General features: G+C 64.7%; 16 protein-coding genes. 2 read left to right on the forward strand and 14 right to left on the reverse strand.

Going from position 1 to position 16,919, the window contains the following annotated elements:
• The gene (locus tag OEX18_13275) at positions 1–825 is read right to left on the reverse strand and encodes an ABC transporter permease (protein ID MDH4338237.1); all 825 of its coding nucleotides are present in this window, start codon (positions 823–825) and stop codon (positions 1–3) included.
• 6 nt (positions 826–831) lie between these two features.
• Positions 832–2,190: a replicative DNA helicase gene (gene dnaB, locus OEX18_13280; GenBank protein MDH4338238.1), complete on the reverse strand. Its 1,359-nt coding sequence runs from the start codon at positions 2,188–2,190 to the stop codon at positions 832–834.
• A 466-nt stretch (positions 2,191–2,656) separates the two neighbouring features.
• On the opposite strand from dnaB, the gene OEX18_13285 reads away from it, so the two are divergent.
• Both OEX18_13285 and OEX18_13290 read left to right on the forward strand, forming a co-directional pair.
• Entirely contained in the window at positions 2,657–3,886 is a 1,230-nt protein-coding gene (locus OEX18_13285) for a hypothetical protein (protein MDH4338239.1), read from the forward strand.
• A 41-nt stretch (positions 3,887–3,927) separates the two neighbouring features.
• Positions 3,928–4,704, forward strand: a complete 777-nt coding sequence (locus OEX18_13290) for a hypothetical protein (GenBank protein MDH4338240.1) — start codon at positions 3,928–3,930, stop codon at positions 4,702–4,704.
• 42 nt (positions 4,705–4,746) lie between these two features.
• Here the strand turns inward: OEX18_13290 and OEX18_13295 are convergent, their stop codons facing one another.
• From OEX18_13295 to OEX18_13350, 12 genes are all read right to left on the reverse strand, one after another.
• On the reverse strand, positions 4,747–5,208 hold the full coding sequence (locus OEX18_13295; protein MDH4338241.1) for a DUF1579 domain-containing protein: 462 nt from the start codon (positions 5,206–5,208) through the stop codon (positions 4,747–4,749).
• A gap of 99 nt (positions 5,209–5,307) precedes the next feature.
• Positions 5,308–6,141 carry a hypothetical protein gene (locus OEX18_13300; protein MDH4338242.1) on the reverse strand — a complete coding sequence of 278 codons (834 nt, stop codon included), beginning with the start codon at positions 6,139–6,141 and terminating at the stop codon, positions 5,308–5,310.
• A gap of 17 nt (positions 6,142–6,158) precedes the next feature.
• Positions 6,159–8,888 carry a hypothetical protein gene (locus OEX18_13305; GenBank protein ID MDH4338243.1) on the reverse strand — a complete coding sequence of 910 codons (2,730 nt, stop codon included), beginning with the start codon at positions 8,886–8,888 and terminating at the stop codon, positions 6,159–6,161.
• Between the two features lie 34 nt (positions 8,889–8,922).
• A complete protein-coding gene (locus OEX18_13310) occupies positions 8,923–9,372 on the reverse strand; it encodes a CopD family protein (GenBank protein MDH4338244.1) in 450 nt (149 codons plus the stop codon).
• Between the two features lie 14 nt (positions 9,373–9,386).
• A complete protein-coding gene (gene gltS / locus OEX18_13315; GenBank protein ID MDH4338245.1) occupies positions 9,387–10,598 on the reverse strand; it encodes a sodium/glutamate symporter in 1,212 nt (403 codons plus the stop codon).
• A 13-nt stretch (positions 10,599–10,611) separates the two neighbouring features.
• Complete coding sequence (locus tag OEX18_13320; protein MDH4338246.1) at positions 10,612–11,940, reverse strand: thiamine pyrophosphate-dependent enzyme; 1,329 nt, start codon at positions 11,938–11,940, stop codon at positions 10,612–10,614.
• Entirely contained in the window at positions 11,937–13,058 is a 1,122-nt protein-coding gene (locus OEX18_13325; GenBank protein ID MDH4338247.1) for a pyruvate flavodoxin/ferredoxin oxidoreductase, read from the reverse strand. Before OEX18_13325 ends, OEX18_13320 begins: the two co-directional genes overlap by 4 nt.
• A gap of 30 nt (positions 13,059–13,088) precedes the next feature.
• Positions 13,089–13,850, reverse strand: a complete 762-nt coding sequence (locus tag OEX18_13330) for a uracil-DNA glycosylase (GenBank protein ID MDH4338248.1) — start codon at positions 13,848–13,850, stop codon at positions 13,089–13,091.
• Positions 13,851–13,896: 46 nt separating this feature from the next.
• Entirely contained in the window at positions 13,897–15,123 is a 1,227-nt protein-coding gene (coaBC, locus tag OEX18_13335; protein ID MDH4338249.1) for a bifunctional phosphopantothenoylcysteine decarboxylase/phosphopantothenate--cysteine ligase CoaBC, read from the reverse strand.
• 141 nt (positions 15,124–15,264) lie between these two features.
• Positions 15,265–15,510 (reverse strand): DNA-directed RNA polymerase subunit omega, encoded by a 246-nt coding sequence (locus tag OEX18_13340; GenBank protein MDH4338250.1) that lies wholly within the window; start codon positions 15,508–15,510, stop codon positions 15,265–15,267.
• A 24-nt stretch (positions 15,511–15,534) separates the two neighbouring features.
• Positions 15,535–16,149, reverse strand: coding sequence for a guanylate kinase (gene gmk, locus OEX18_13345; GenBank protein ID MDH4338251.1), 615 nt, complete (start codon positions 16,147–16,149; stop codon positions 15,535–15,537).
• A 5-nt stretch (positions 16,150–16,154) separates the two neighbouring features.
• A partial coding sequence (locus tag OEX18_13350) for a YicC family protein (protein ID MDH4338252.1) occupies positions 16,155–16,919 on the reverse strand: 765 nt, incomplete at its 5' end.

Here is a 16,919-nt window from a genome sequence, read left to right on the forward strand (position 1 = left end):
TCACACGCCCTTGTAGAAGATCACGCGGAAGAGCACCGAGGCGAGGAAGTAGTTGGTTATCAGGATGCAGATGCAGCTGGTGACCACCGCCTGCATGGTGGAGCGGCCCACCCCCTGCGCGCCGCCGTAGGTGCGGAAGCCGTTGTAGCAGCCCAGAAGTCCTATTATCAGGCCGAAGGCGGCCGCCTTGAGGATGCCGCTGATCACATCGTCCACGTAGAAGAACATGCGCAGCCCCTGGGTGAAGGTGGCGGTGTCCACCCCGATGGAGGCGTTGGCCACCAGCATGCCGCCCAGGATGGCGAGCAGGTCCGAAATGATGGTGAGCACGGGCAGCATGACTACGCTCGCCACCACCCGTGGCATGACCAGGTAGCGCATGGGATCGATGGCCAGCATCTCCATGGCGTCGATCTGCTCGGTGACCTTCATCGTGCCGAGTTCGGCGGCGATGGACGCGCTCACGCGCCCGCCCACCACCAGCGCGGTGAGAACGGGACCAAGCTCGAGGATGACGGATTTCCCCACCACGGTTCCAAGGAAGATCATCGGCACGTAGTCCTGGAACTGATAGGCGGCCTGCACGGCGGCCACCGCACCCACGAAGACGCTCGTCACGATGACCAGGGGGATGGAGCCGATGCCGATCTGCTCCATCTGCAGCAGGGTCTGGCGCCACGTGCGCGGGAGTTCCTTGAGGTTGGCGAAGACGGCGCCGAGCATGATGGACACGCCGCCGACGTCCTGCAGGAAGGCAAGGATATTCACGCCGACGGCGCGAAACGCGTTTTCCGCGGTGCTGCTGCGCGCGCCGGCCGTCGCCATGCTCTCCTACTCCCCGTACGCCGCGGGCTCGAAGCGGGTACAGGAATCGATGAAGGTGAGGTTCACGGTTCCGGTGGGACCGTTGCGCTGCTTGCCGATGATGAGTTCGGCCTTGCCGCGGTTCTCGGTCTCGGGTCCCTCGTAGACCTCGGGACGATACAGGAACAGCACGACGTCGGCGTCCTGCTCGATACTTCCGCTTTCACGAAGATCCGACAGCATCGGGCGCTTGTCGCCGCCGCGCGACTCCACCGCTCGCGACAGCTGCGAGAGCGCGATAATGGGAATGTCCAGTTCCTTGGCCAGTGCCTTCATGGAACGAGAGATCAGCGAGATCTGCTGCTGCCGGTTCTCCACCCGCTCGCGCACGCTCACCAGCTGCAGGTAGTCCACCAGCAGCATACCCACGTTGGCCTCGGCCTTCAGCCGCCGCGCCTTGGCGCGCAGCTCCACCGTGGAGAGACCCGGCGAGTCGTCAATATAGATGGGCGCTTCCGAGAGGTATCCCGCCACGATGGCGAGTTCCGCGTACTCGTTGGACTTGAGGTAACCGCGGCGCAGCTTGTTGGAATCGATGCGCGCCTCGCTGCACAACAGGCGCGTCACCAATTGTTCGGAGGACATTTCCAGGCTGAAGATGCCCACCGGCGTCTTTTCCTTGATGGCCAGGTGTTCGCACAGATTGAGCGCGAACGACGTCTTACCCATGCCGGGGCGGCCGGCCACGATGACCAGGTCCGACTTCTGGAAGCCGGAGGTGAGCGAGTCGAGGTCTTCGAACGGCGACGGCACGCCGGAGATGTGCGAACCGCTCTGGTACATCTCTTCGATGTTCTTGAAGTGGTCCTTCAGCACCTTGCCGATGGGCTCGAAGCCCTTGAACATGCCCTGCTGCGCGATCTCGAAGATGTGCTTCTCCGCATCGTCGAGTACCTCGGCCGCGTCGCGCTCTCCCTGGAAGCACTGCGTGGTGACGTCGTTGCAAATGGTAATCAGGCGGCGCAACACGTACTTCTCGAGCACGATGTTGGCGTAGTACTCCACGTTGGCCGCGGTGTGCACGTTGTCCATTATTTGCGTGAGGTACGCGGCGCCACCGGCGGTCTGAAAGGTTCCCTGCTGCTTCATCTCCTCGGCCAGGGTGACGATGTCGATGGCCTCGCCGCGCGCGTGCAGGGTTTCCATGCCGGAAAAGATGTCGTGGTGCGCCTTCTTGTAGAACGCGGTGGCCGAGATGGACTCGGTCGCGATGGAGAAGGCGTTGTTGTCCAGGAGGACGGCGCCCAGCACGGCCATCTCGGCTTCGAGCGACTGGGGCGGAACGCGTCCGGGTGGCGCGGGGGGTGCGGTGCGAATGTCAGCCAATGGTTTTCCTCCTGGCCGGGATTGTAGCGCAGGCGGGGGTGGCGAGGAAGGGGCGAGCACGGGAAACCGGTGGAAACATTGGGGACAACGTGGGGACAACACCATTGATGTCGGGCCCCCGACTGATGTTCCCGTCGGGTCGTGCAAACTGACACGTTCGCACGTCTGCATCCTCACATGGACTTCGGAGCGTGGCCAATCGCAGCCACGACCATCCGGCCCCGTCTGTAACCCCTCACCACAGTGAACCGTGCTGAACCGCAACTGCCGGCGATCGGCACGGACCATGCGGCAACGCCGCCGGTTACCGAAAAATCGTCTCGACGCTGACGCCGGTGGACTGTGCTCCGCCGGCGCGTGCATGTGTGCCCTCAGCGCGACGAGTGTCCTTGCCCGACAGGGGGATAGCGCGATGAATTTCAATGAACCAACGCTTCGCACCATTGTGAGCGCCATGGCGTTCCCAATGCTGTTTCAAAGTGGCCTGATCGCCTTCGCCTGGGGCGCGGGTGACGCGACGTGGCTCATGATTGCCAAGCGGCTCTTTCTGCTGCTGCCGGTCTGTGCCATCGTACTCGCCTGCTGGGCGAGCGTCGTCTCCATTGTTTCCATTCCCATTCGCAGCGCACGACAGGAGTTTCTCACCGCATGGTTCGTGACCTGGTGGGACCTCGGCAAGTCGGTGCTGTCGTTCTGGGGCGGCCTGTTCCGCTTGGCGGTGGAGGCCATAATGGCCGTGTTCGTGGTGGCGCGCGTGGCCATCCTGGCGGTGTGGGCGCTGGTGCATGACATCGTCATGCTGCCCTTTGCGGTGCTGCGCCACCTGGCCGGCAACGTGGTGCGCTCGCCCGTGCCGTGGATTGCGGTTTCGCTCACGCTGATCTGGTGTGCCATCGAAACCACCATCTTTACCTATGTGATGTCGCCGGTGGTCATCGACACCTTCTCGAACATCACCGGCCAGACGCTGGCCGAGAATTTCGTGCGTATTCCGCTCTTCCTGTTCCTGTTCTTCGTGGTGCTGGGAAGCTACGCCGTGCTGTCGACCTTCGTCGACTCCATCAAGAGCAAGAGCATCCAGCAGATTGCGGGAATCATGGTGATCGAGTGCGTGGTGATCTTTGTCGAGGTCATGTTCCTGTACCGCGAGTTCGTCGATTCGCTGGTGCCCTGGTTCGCGCAGTACTCGACCGATTTCGAGCTCGGCATCCTGGGCACGATCGGCATCGCCTGCTTCGCGTGGTTCGGCATTCGCAGTCTGTCGTGGTTCCTGTTTGCGGCCCACGGCACGCCCACTATCATGGCCGTCATCCAGGGCCGCGGTGTGAGCACCGGCGAGATTATCGCCGCGCAGCCCTCGCGCCTGTTCGAGATGAGCGAAGCCTACTGGGCGTGGACCCAGAAGGAATCCTCCTGGCTGCGCCAGCGTGGCGAGTCGCTGCTGTCCGCATTCATGCTGCCGCCGCTGCAGGTGGTGGCCGCGAGCATCAACTTCTGCACGCTGTGCCTGCTGAGCAAGCACCTGTTCTCGCTGCCGTTCGAGAACCTGGCCGCCATCCGCTACTCGGAGAAGCTCATTCGCGACTTCAAGAAGCGCTCCGGGTTCCACGCGCCGGCGCAGTCGCAGGCCTCCAGTGACGAGCGCCGTCGCTACGAGCCGGAACTGGACCGCGAGCCCATGACGGTGAGCGAATGATGGGCGCGTTCGCATACTCGGCATTGAACAGGAGGATACCCATGAAGCGGTACATGGCAGCGGGCATGCTGGTTCTGCTGGCCGCGGTCGTCCCCCTCACCGGGTGCGATGTGGCGGACGGGATGGAATCGGACACACCGCGACAGTCGCTGTTCATCGGCGTGGACATCAGCGGTTCCTTCATGAACGGCGGGCATTTCAACGACTCGATGGAGTTCCTGGCGTACTACATCTACGGGCACCTCAACGGTGTCGGTGGCATGGAACGGCCCAACGCGCTCTTCGTGAGTTCGATTGGCGGCGCCACAGCGGGTGAACCGAAGACGTTCTACCCCATCCAGACGTTCGAGAACAAGTCGGTGGAAGAGATCCATACGACCCTCATGGAGATGTTCCCCAAGGACAACCCCAATCCGTTCACGGATTACAACGCGTTTTTCGAACAGGTGGCGTACACGGTGCACAGCAAGAACCTGGTGTTGCGCCCCATCACCGTCGTCATGGTGAGCGACGGTGTGCCGGACGTGGCGCGCGGGGGCAAGACCTCCTACGACTCGGTGGTACTGACGCCGCTGGAGCGGCTGGCGCGCAGCGTTACCGTACGCCTGCTCTACACCAATGCGGTGGTCGGCAAGAGCTGGCAGACCGAGGTGGCCCGCAAGCGGGTGAAGGTGTGGACGCAGGACGCGGAGGTCATGCGTTCCTGGAAGGATCCCAAGATCATGCTGGCCGATGTTCCCTTCGAGGAACAGCCCCACTTCTTCGAGTGGGTGGGCGACAACGTCGACTTCGGCGTTCGTTCGCGCCGCGTCAACTAGTAGTGAACGGCGGGCCGGGCAACCGGCCCGCCTTTTCATTTGCTACTTCTTCTGGTAGTCACCGTCGAACAGCGCCTTCCAGTCTTCGCCGTTCATCGACATCTCCATCCGGTTCTTCATGCGCTTCTCACCCGAGAGGTCGTAGGTGAGGCGCACGTGCATGAACGGCCCGCCGTGTGCGAGGGTAAGTACGTTCTCATGAAAGGTCCCCCGGAACACCTCGGGCGGCGAGCCCATGGAATCGAACCAGTGCATCACGTAGCAGTTGTCGGCGGCGTCGTAGGTCACAACGCCGTGCCCGCTGAAGGTGATGGCACCGCCTCGCTCCTGTTCGTAATCGATGACGATTGCAAAACCATCCAGGATGACGCGCCCGGTGGAGCGGCCGATGGCTTCACCGCCCTTCGGGTCCCACTGCGAGGGATGCATGGTCTCGGTCCCCTGCCACGTTCCCGCCAGGCGGGTGAGTTTGCGGTGCGCATCGGTGGGTTTTGGCATTTCCATGGCGGCGGCCTCCTTGCTGACTACTGCGTCTTTACATTCACTCCCACAGTGGGAGTACACACTTCTTTCACAAGCGCTCAGATTTACGACACACGCTATTCAGCGAGAATCCTCAGCGACGCGCGTAACGCTTCCATCCCGTTCAACGTCAAGGACTGCGGACTTGACGACCTTTCCCGCCCGCGGCGCATCGATGATATCAACAACTACTCGAAAGCCGGAATCGGCGGGAACCGTGCTTATCTGGTATCTGCTGCAGCACCCGCAGTTCTCGATCGACTGCGCCGCGTCATCACGGATGTCGTCCGGGACAAACGGCAGGGCGAGTTCCACCGCCTGCCGGGGATCAAGCACAGGAACGTCTGGCAGGCGAATTGACGCGAGGACATTGAACGCGCGCTCGAGGTCATGTTTCGGAAATGGCTTTCGGCCACACAGAACAGCCGCCCATGGGTAACCCCAGTGGAAGAATTCCACGCGGTATCCAACAATATCATCCGTTTCCCAGGCCGGTTTGTGGTGCTTCGCGGCACGGCGGATGCGCGTGGCGGCCTGCTCGTCGTGCGTCCAGGCGTAGGGAATGTACGTCGGGGGCGGGCCCCCGGAGAAGACCGACACTTCGAGATACACCGTCCCCGGCTTCAGTGCGGCCGCAAAGACATCCGGGCCGCCATCCTTCCAGCGCGTCATGCCGCCTCCGATATCCTCTAGCAACGCGCCCACCCAGAGCGAGTCCTCGCCAGCGTTGTTGATGGCGATCTGGATGTCACGGTGCGAGTACGGATCGTCGGGCGGCAACGCGATCACGCCCCAGGCGTTGGGCACGGACAGTTCAAGCGCAAGCACGTCAGAGCCGGCAAACGGAACCGAGTGCAGTGTAAACTGCGGTCCGGGGAAAACAAAAAAGACGAGCCCCAGGAGACTGCTCAGCATCAACGGCTCCCTGTGCGCTACTCGAACGCGCGCACTTCGACTGTCTTTTCGTCCTTCGAATCGCCCATTCTGATGGATACCTTGTACGTTCCGGCCGGCACGAACTGTTCCGGGCCCGGCACGTCGTTGGGACTCGTTGCGATGCGCAGCTTCTCGTCCGGCCTCAGGTCCCACACCACGCGGTTCACACCCGCGCGCGACGAGCCCGTCAGCTCGCGCACCACCACGTCGTGGGCATCGGTGATGGTCACCTTCACCGGATCGCCGCCCAGGTCGCGCACCCAGTAGTTGATATACGCGCCCATGGGCGGGTTCTTGGCGCGGAAGACGCCGTTGCCAAGCCCGTAGTGCTCGCCGGCGTACAAACGCGGCCGCGCGGGCATCATCTCGAACAGGGCCAGCGGCTTCGCGCACGTCTCGGGCGTCATCTGCGCAAACATGGACACGTCGTCCATGACGTAGATGCTGCGGCCGTGCGTGCCCACAATGAGGTCGCGTTCGCGCGGGTGGATGACCATGTCGTGCACGGGTGCCGGCGGCAGCGACTCGCCGTTCAGCTTCAGCCAGTGCTTGCCGCGGTCGAAGGTGGCGTAGGCAAAGAACTGCGTGCCGCAGTAGAGCACGTTCTTGCTGGTGGGATCCTCGATGACCACCTGCACGGGCTCGTCTCTGGGAAGGTCGCCGGTGATATCCGTCCAGCCTTTGCCCAGGTTGTCGGTCATGAGCACGAGCGGTTTCATGACGTCGCTGCGGTGGCCGTCGATGGCCGCATACGCCGTCCTCTCGTCGTGTGACGACGGCGTGATGTAGGACACGTACAGTCCACCCACCGCTTTCGGCGTGACGTCACTCCAGGCGCCGCCGTCGTTCTCGGTAACGTGGATGAGCCCGTCGTCGGTGCCGGTCCACAGCAGCCCCTGTTTCAGCGGTGATTCCGCCAGTGCCACCACGGTGCCGTGCGTCTCCGCGTCCGAGCCGCTGGTCATGATCTTGTCGATGTCACGGCGGGTGAGGTCTTCGCTGATCGGGAACCACTTGTCGCCGCGTTCGGTGAGACGGAACACGCGGTGACCGGCGTGGTACAGCACCGATGGGTCGTACTTCGACACGAAGAACGGCGCGTCCCAGTTGAAACGCAACCGCTCCTGGCCCTCGCGCGATGAGGGACGCAACCGCTTCATGAGCGCGTTGTCCAGACGCACACGGGTGAGAAACCCGCCCTGGCCGGTGGCGTAGACCACGTTGGGATCCTCGGGGTCGAAGGCAACGCCGAAACCATCCCAGCCGTGCACCATGCGCCAGTCGCTGTTGAGGATGCCGTCTTTGGCATCGTCCTCGGTGACATGGAACGTCTCCGACGGCCCAACCCAAGAACCGTTGTCCTGCAGGCCGCCGCCGATGCGGTACGGGTCGCTCATGTCCACCGACACGCGGTAAAACTGCCCCACGGCCACGTTGTTGAACAGGAACCAGGTTTCTGCACCGTCGTTGGAGACGTACGCGCCGCCGTCGGTACCCACGAAGACACGCGCGGGATCGTCGGGGTCGATGGCGAGCGCGTGGAAGTCCACGTGCACGAACTGGCTGGAGCGGCGGAAGTTCTTCCCGCCGTCGTCGGACACCAGCAGGTCCCAGCCGCCCACGTACACGCGCTGGTCGTTCTTCGGGTCCACCGCGATGCGCGAAAAATAGAACGGGCGCGGGTTGACGTCGGTCATACGCGTCCAGGTGTCGCCGTGGTCGTCGCTTCTGAACACGCCGCCGCTGGGTGAGCGGTCGTCGAACTCGTCGCGGCCGGTGCCACCCAGGTCGCTCTCCACGGTGGCGTAGACGGTGCGCGCGTCGCCGTCAAACACCGCCAGCCCAATGCGCCCCACCCGCGCCGGCAGGCCGCTGGTGAGCTTCTTCCAGTTGGCGCCGCCGTCGTCAGAGCGGAAGATGCCGCCCTGCTCGCTGTTGCCGGTGAAGCTCCACGGCGTGCGGCGGCGCGCATACATGGCCGCGTATACGCGGTCTGGCTGCGCGGGGTCGATGACGACGTCGCACGCGCCGGTGTTGGCGTCGATCTTCAGCACCTGCTTCCACGTCTTGCCGCCATCGCCGGTCTTGTAGACGCCGCGCTCGGGGTTGGGACCCCACAGGTGCCCCAGCGCCGCCACGTACACCACGTCCGGGTTGCGCGGGTCCACCGCCAGGCGCGGGATGTCGTGGCTCTCCTTCAATCCCACGAACTCGAACGTCGCCCCGGCGTCGGTGGAACGGTACACGCCGCCGCCCCACGACGAACTGTTGCGCCCGTTGGCCTCGCCCGTGCCCACCCACACGATCTTCGCCTTGCCCTTCTCCGCGCGCTCCGCGGCCGGCACCAGCGTGCCTTCCTTTTCCCAGCCCGGCCAGCTCGGCGGCGCATCCGCCACCGCGAGTGCACCAATGGAGTGCTGACCGGTCTTATCGAACACGGGGGAGAAGGTGACACCCATGTTGTCGGTCTTCCACACGCCGCCGGTGCCGTAGCCCACGTAGAAGGTCTTGCTGTTGCCGGGTGCCAGCGCGAGCGCGCCCACGCGCCCGCTCATGTTGGCCGGACCGACGCTGCGCCACGCGAGGCCCTTGAAGTCATCAGTCGTGACGGCGCGGGCCTTGTTGTCCTTCGCCCTGGGCTCCGCGGACCAACCCCGCGAAACAGCCCCGGCACAGACGAGAACCAGAACGGCAGCCAACCCGACACGAAACGATCTGTGGAACATGGACGATTTCCTCCTGAAGTGCGGTCGCACCATTCTACAGCAGACCGCCGGTGCGCACACCCACACCGAGCACGAGAAAGAGCACCGCCACGATGGTAATGGCCACAATGTGCGCGCGCAACGCCGGCAACCGGGCCGCGTCGAGCTTTGGGATGATGCGCAGCCGCGCGTGAGCACCCAGCACAGCGGTGGCAGCCAGGAGCGCAAGCTTGGCCACAATGAGCCACGCCTGTGGCGTCGCCGGCAAGAACCACCCCGCCGCATTCGGAATCCAGCGCTGCGCCAGCCAGATGCCTGTGACAATCTGCAGAAGCAGGGCCGGAATGCCCAGTCGCTCATAGCCGGATTCGAAGTCGCGAACAATGGCAGGATCGTTGGCGCGCATGGCGCGTGGCAGAACTGTCAGCGCCAGCACCAGGTGGCCACCCACCCAGATGGTTGCGCCCAGCAGATGCAACACGACAAGAATTCGGTATGTTTCCATGGTGGGTACGCGGGTCAGCGGAAGATCGGCAACAGGAGAAACGCCTGCACGACGAACGCGTTGGCCAGGTCCACGAAAAACGACCCGGCCAGGGTGATCAACAGAAACGCCCTGGCCGACGGTCCATAGCGGCGCGCGACACTGTCCATCGTCGCCATCCCCACCGCCATCGAACTCAACCCGAACCCGACAAAACCGCCCACCGCCAGTGCCGCGTCGTAATCCCGCCCGAGCGCCCGGAAGAGCAACCGGTAGCCGATCAGCAGGATCAACACGATCTGCACGATGATGTTCAACGCCAGCGGCACGATGATGCCGCCGAGGGTCCAGAGGCGGAGGCTCATGAGATACATGGCGAGGAACGCCTGCAGCGCGATCTGGCCGTTGCGCTCAACCGGGCCCATTGCGAGCTTCATTCGGAACACGTCTGCGAAGTTCGTGACCAGGACCCCGCACAGCATCGCGGTGAGGAAGCCCGGGAGCATGAATCCCGCTGCGCGGGCGCGCATGTTCAGGGACTCGCCGAGAAGAATGATGCCGATCAGCAGGAGCAGGGTCCGCATGACCTGCTCGATGCTCGGACCCGCGGCGCTCTTTTCATCGGCGGATGCGCCCGGATCCACCCACGGCGCCGCGGACGGACCGGACGGTCCTGTCAGTCCCTTTCGCCGGACCAGCCAGCCCGTCGCCGGTCCCGCTACCAGCGCGCCGGCCACCACCGCGAGTGTCGCGCCCGCCATCGCCACCTCGGGCGCGTGCTCCAGCCCGATGGCCTGCGCTTCCTTTCCCCACGCGGCCGCAGTACCGGGCCCGCCCACCAGGGAGACGCTCCCCACCAGCAACCCGTGATACGGATGCGCGCCGAACATGAGTGCGATCAGAACGCCAACCACGTTCTGCGCTACGATTAACAGCACGGTGATGCCGCACAAAAGCGCGAGCGGTTTGCCGCCGGACTTCAGCGAGGAGAGCTTGGCCGACAGGCCCACCGTGGTGAAGAACATGAGGAGGAAGAACTCGGAGAGCTGGGTTCCGAACGTGAACTCCACGCCGGCCCATGCGCGAATGAGCGTCACAACAACCGCAACGAAGATGCCACCCACCACCGGCGAGGGGATGTCGAGGCGTTTGAGGACACGCAGCCGGTGCGTGAGCGCGGTGCCGAGCACCGCCGCCACCAGGCCAACCGCCAAGGTCTGCAGTTCCGAAAGGGGGATCTGTGTCATCGCGAGAAACCTGCTATACAGACGCCAGACGAATCGTCTCCAGCATCTCGTCATTGCGGCTGGAGGGCTTGAGCGTCACCGCGGCCTCGAGCGATTCCATGGGAAGGATACCGAGTTGCTTGAACGCGCGCGCCACGCAGTACAGCGAAACCCGCGTTGCGGCCAGCTTGACCGGTGCCTGCGCGGGATCGATGACGTGCACCGTTGCGCGCGTCTTCAGGTCGGCGGCCACCGACGGCACCGCAAACACCAGGTTCTCCGGCGTCATCGCCGCGAGCTTGCGGCCCACCTTGCTGGCGCCATCGTGGCTCAGCAGGATCATCGCGTCGGGTTTCAGGATGCCGGAGTACTCGATCTCCCGGGGGCTCAGCACCAGTTCGGCGATGCTGTGCCCGGTCATGATGGTGATGGGATAGTCGTCGCGTTGCGCCGCCCACAGGCCCGACAGAATCGCCGCCGTGCCCACGAGCTTTGCCGAAGAGAGCACCTTGCCGCCGGCGGAACCCGCCACCACGATGCGGAAGGGACGATCGAGCGGCGCGGAGAACCTTGGTTCGATGGGGCGGGGCCTGGGCAGCGGCTTTCCCTGCATCGGCGCCGACGCCTCGCGGTACGCGGCGGCGTACTCGGGGTACTCCGTGCGATACAGCAGCCCCGCCTTGAGGTGCAGGTTGTCGAGGATCTCGGTGAGCGTCTTCTTGGACGCCTTGTTGCGCGGCACGTAGTACGCCGTGCACAGCTCCCAGATGTCGAGCAGCGCAAAGCAGTTTGCGTTGACGGCCTCGGCGATGCGGTCCGGCAGGTCCTTGTCGAAGTTGGTGCCGCGCCACACGTAGCCCGCGCCATTCGCCCCCACCGTCGCGCAAACGTCCAGCGGCCGCTCCAGGTTGCCGCCCTCGGTGGTCGCGGTGTTCGCGCCCGGCGGCGTGGTGCCGGAGTGCTGCCCGCCCGTCATGCCGAAGTTGAAGTTATTGAACACCAGCACGGTGATGCCGATGTTGCGGCGTGCGGCACTGAGCAGGTGTGCGCCGCCAATGCCGGTGCCTCCGTCCCCCATGATCACGATCACGGTGAGATCCGGCCGCGCCAGCTTGATGCCGGTGGCGTAGGTGATGCTGCGCCCGTGCAGGCCGTGGAACGCGCTGGTGTCGAAGTACTCGTCGGAGAGTCCCGAACAGCCGATGTCGCTCACGATGACGACCTTGCTCGGATCCACCTGCAGCTTCGAGAACGCCCCGCTCAGGTGGTTGAGGATGTGCGTGTGCCCGCAGCCCGGGCAGAACGGGTACGGTGTCTCGTTGCGGAACCTGGCCAGCGTGGTGATGGTGGTGGGCTCGCTCATGACGCGCTCCCCGTGGTCAGCATTTCCACGAACTGCTCGGGCGTGATCAACTCGCCGTCGCGCCGGTTGATTCCTTCCACCGTGACGCCCGCTGCCACCCGTTCGATCTCGCGGCGGTACAGGCCATGGTTCAACTCCGCCACCACCACGCGATCGACTCCGGCGAGTGCCGCGCGGATGGCGCGCTCCGGCACCGGCCACAGGCTGTGGATTGTGAGCGAAGACACCTTGTTCCCCGCCTCCCGAATGTCACACACCGCCCGGCGCATGGACCCCGCGGTGATGCCGAAACTCACGAACAGTGTGGTGGCACCGGGCTCGAGGTCGGCGGTCACGAGTTCGATTTCGTCGGTGTGATCCTCGATCTTGGCGCGCAGGTGCTCGTTCATCGCGTCCACTTTGTCGGGCGCCTTCGTAATAAACGCGCGCTCGTCGTGGGTGGAGCCGGTGAAGCGCACCATCCCCCCGGTGCCATACTGCGCGATCGGCGGCACCTGGTCCGCGGGCGAGTAGCGATACGGCGCCTCGCCCGCGGGCAGCACCGTGCGCGCGCGCACCGGCGGCGCTTCGTAGCGGGTCACGTCCACCGTGGTGGTGGTCATGTTGAGTTCCTTGTCGGTGAGAACGATCACCGGGCAGCGAAAACGCTCCGCCAGGTCGAACGCGCGCCGCGTGATGGCGTAGCACTCCGTCACCGACGACGGCGCCAGCACGATCACCGGATAGCCGCCCGCCGTTCCCCAGCGCGCAAACTGCACGTCGCCCTGTCCCACCGTGGTGGCGCCACCGGTGGCGGGCCCGAGGCGCTGCACGTCCACGATCACCAACGGCACCTCGCCGATGATGGCGAGCCCGATGTTCTCGCTATATAAGGAGAGTCCCGGCCCGCTGCTCGCGGTCATCGCGCGCGAGCCGGCGAGTGTCGCGCCGATGCACATGCCGATGGACGCGATCTCGTCCTCCGCCTGGATGGCCACGCCGCCCACCTTGGGCAGCTCGCGGATCATCTGCATGAGGATGGGTGAGGCGGGCGTGATGGGATAGCCGGCAAAGAAGGTGCAGCCGGCGTCGAGCGCGCCGCGGACAATGGCGGTGGAACCGTCGGTGAATTCTCGCATGGTGCAGTGTCCCTCGCGGTCGCGACGGCGCTATGCTGCGTCGAGGAGCGCCATCAGCTTCTTCATATCCTCCCAGCACGGCGCCTTGAAGTTCGAATTGCGCAAGAGCGCCGCCGGGTGATAGGTGACGATCACAGGAATGCCTTCGTACGTGTGCTGGCCGGTGCGCATGGCACCCAGCGGCGCGTCGGTCTTCAGGAGCCAGTGCGCGGCGATGCGCCCCAGCGCGCAGATGTACTTTGGCTTGATGAGCGCGATCTGCGCGCGCAGGTACTCCTCGCAGCACTCCACTTCCGCGGGGAGCGGGTCGCGGTTCTTGGGCGGCCGGCACTTGAGGATGTTGCCGATGTACACGTCTTCGCGCTTCATGCCCATGGCGGCGATGATCTTGGTGAGCAACTGCCCCGCGCGCCCCACGAAGGGCTCGCCTTTGGCGTCCTCGTCCGCTCCCGGCGCCTCTCCGATGAACATGAGCTTTGCATTGGGATTGCCCACGCCAAACACGGTCTGCGTGCGGGTCTCGTGGAGCGCGCAGCGCGTGCACACCGAGACCTCCCGCGCGAGCGCAGCGAGCGCCGCCACGCCATCGGCTGAAGCGGGGGAAACAGGAGCAGGAGAGGGCGCGGAAGCGGGAGCCACAGCCCTGGGAACCGGAGCCCGCGCGGCACCCGGCGCATCGGCCGCGACCGTCTCCAGGTCCACTCCCTCGAGGTAGACGGAACGCACGCCCTTGCGCTCGAGGCGCTTCAGAGCGGAGGCCGCTGCGCGGCGGGAATCGGTGCGGGTAGCCATGCTTTGACTCTACGGCGCGGCGCAGTAATTCGCAAGGCCCGCCTTGCTAGATGGTACGGAGTTTGGCGAAGGCCGGTTCCTGTGCCACCAGATCCAGTAGCGTGCGCGCGATGGCCCGCTTGCTCTCGGGACCCCGGCTCTGGTAAACGCGCCCCGTGTGGTTGTAGATGGTGACCACGTTGGTGTCGTAGGAGAAGCCGGCACCGTGCACGTTGGGATTGTTGGACACGATCATGTCGCAGTGCTTCTTCTGCTGCTTGGCGAGCGCGTTGAGTTCCTCGTCCTCGGTTTCCAGGGCAAACCCGACGATCACGCGCCCGCCCTTCTTGTCGCCCAGCGACTGCAGCACGTCCTCGGTCTTCACCAGGTCGAGCGTCCACGTGTCCGCGGTCTTCTTCTTCTTCTCCAGCGGCTGCACGGGGCGGAAGTCGCTCACCGCCGCCGTCATGATGAGCACGTCGCTGCGGTCGTATACTTCGTGCAGTGCCTTCGACATGTCCGCACTGGTGCGCACGCGGATCACGCGCACACCGTACGGCGGTGGCACCGACGTGCGCGCCGCCACCACGGTGACATCCGCGCCCAGGTCGCGCGCGGCCTCGGCCACCGCGAACCCCATCTTGCCGCTGGAGCGGTTGGAGATCACGCGCACCGGATCGATGTCTTCCTCGGTGCCGCCCGCACTCACCAGCACCTTCATGCCACGATACGGAGACTCAAAGAAATCCTGCACCGTCTTGAAGATGGTTTCCGGTTCCGCCATGCGTCCGGTTGCTTCGTACCCGCACGCGAGGTCGCCCCTGGCGGGCGGAACCACGCGGTAGCCGCGGTCGGACAGGATACGCATGTTGTCCTGCGTGCCCGAGTTCTCCCACATGACGTCGTTCATGGCCGGTGAGAGAAAGATGGGGCCGTGGTACGCGCTCACGATGGTGGAGAGCAGGTCGTCCGCGCGGCCGTGCGCCAGGTTGGCCAGCGTGTTGGCGGTGCACGGCGCAATCACCACCGCGTCCGGCCACTTGGCCAGGTCGATATGCTCGATGGGCGACACCGTTCCGGCGGTCTTACCCTCGACTTCAAAGATGTGGGTGCGGACGGGATTCTCGGAGAGGCTCTCGAACGTGAGCGGGGTAATGAACTCGGTGGCGGCCTCGGTCATGATGACCTTGACGTCGGCGCCCGCCTTCTTGAACAGGCGCAGCAGGAAGACCGCCTTGTACGCGGCAATACCGCCGGTGACGCCGAGAAGAATCTTGTTGCCGGTGAGAGTCACGGAATGGGTGCGGCGTAAAGGTACCCTGAAGGCGGTGCGTTATGTCTTTGCGGCGAGTTCCGCAGCGCGACTACCAGATGGAGTTCTGTCGCGCGAGGACTGTCTGAGCAAGCAAAGACATGACGCGCCGCCCAACGTGCTTCAGTCCGAGAAGAAGTCGCCGCGGCCGGTTTCTTCTTCGGCGTACGTCCACGCGATCTTGCCGTTGATCATGCGCTTGACCGCCGTGGAGGTCGGCTTGAAGTCCGGCTCCGGCTCGGCGCCGCGGATGACGAGCGAATTCAGGCGGCGCGCTTCGCGGGCCATGACGCGCACCGCTTCGTAGCGGTTCGTCGCCCGGCCGGCGATCTTCTCAATAATGACCAGCTTTTCGATCGGAGTCGGCATGTGGGTCTTGTCTCCTGGAGTAAGTTAGCGGTCGGTTCGCCCGGCGAACCCGTCTACCTTGCGAACCCGGCGCGCCCGTTCCGCGACCACGATGGCGCCCAGTTCGCGGGCGGCGCGGTCGAGGTCATCATTGACCACGAGATACTCGTAACGGGAGGCGGCGGCCAGTTCGGTCCGCGCGTTGGCCAGCCGGACTGCGAAGTCCTCGGCGGGCAAATCTCCCCGCCCCCGCAGCCGCGCTTCGAGCGCGTCGAACGTTGGGGGTAATATGAACACCATCAGGGCGTCGGGAAACACCTGTTTTACCCGATCTCCCCCCTGAATGTCAATGTTGAGCACCACGTCGAAGCCGGCAGCGCGCTGCTTGTCGAGGTAAGCCCTTGGTACACCATAGCTTTCCCCGTGAACCTCGGCCCATTCCACCAGTTCCCCCGCCTTCATGGCCTCGAAGCGGTCGCGGCTAACAAAGAAGTAGTGCTCACCCTCGTTTTCGCCGTTTCGGGGCGCGCGCGTGGTGGCGGTGACACAGCGGCGGGTGAGTGAATCCGTGGCGAGGAGGCGGTCGATGAGCGTGGTCTTGCCCACCCCCGAGGGGCCGGACACCACCACCAGAAACGGAACCGAAGACCGCGGCGTCATGGGCGCTACTCCAGGTTCTGGACCTGTTCGCGCAGCTTCTCGGTTTCTTCCTTGAGGACAACGACGTGCTGGATCACCTCGGAGTCCGCCGCCTTGGACCCGATGGTCGTCGCCTCGCGGTGCATCTCCTGCAAGAGGTAGGTCATCTTCTTGGACACCTCGCCGCCGTCGGAGATGGTCTTGTTGAACTGCGCCAGGTGGCTCTTGAGGCGGGTGATCTCTTCGGTGATGTCGGTGCGGTCGCCCAGCATGACGATTTCCGCGGCGATGCGGTCTTCGCTCACCTTGATATCGCCCGCGAGTTGTGCGACGCGCTTGCGCAGCGTCTCGATCTGCTTCTTCGCCACCGCCGGCGCCATGCTCTCGATGGTATCCACCGTGCGGCCAATCAGCGCCATGCGCTCGGTGAGGTCCTTCTCCAGCGCGCGGCCCTCTTCCAGCCGCATGCGCGTACACGACTCCAGCGCGGCGTTGAGGCCCTCCTCCACCAGCGGCCACAGCACGTCCTCGGCCGGGTCGGTCTCCTTCACCATCACCACTTCCGGCAGCTGCATCAGCGCATCCAGGCTGACACGCTCGTCGAGGCCGTGGCGCTTGGCAAAGTCGCGCAGCTGTTTGAGGTACTGTTCCAGCGCCGCTTCGTTGATGGTGACCGCGCGGCCCGCCGCGGCCGATTCGACCGACATGGTGATGGACACCCGCCCCCGCGCCAGGCGCGCGCGCACCAGATCCTTGATGTCCTGTTCGCGGTTCTGCAGCACCCGGGGGAG

The sequence above is a fragment of the Candidatus Krumholzibacteriia bacterium genome, assembly GCA_029865265.1.
In the GTDB taxonomy this organism is placed as follows: domain Bacteria; phylum Krumholzibacteriota; class Krumholzibacteriia; order WVZY01; family JAKEHA01; genus JAKEHA01.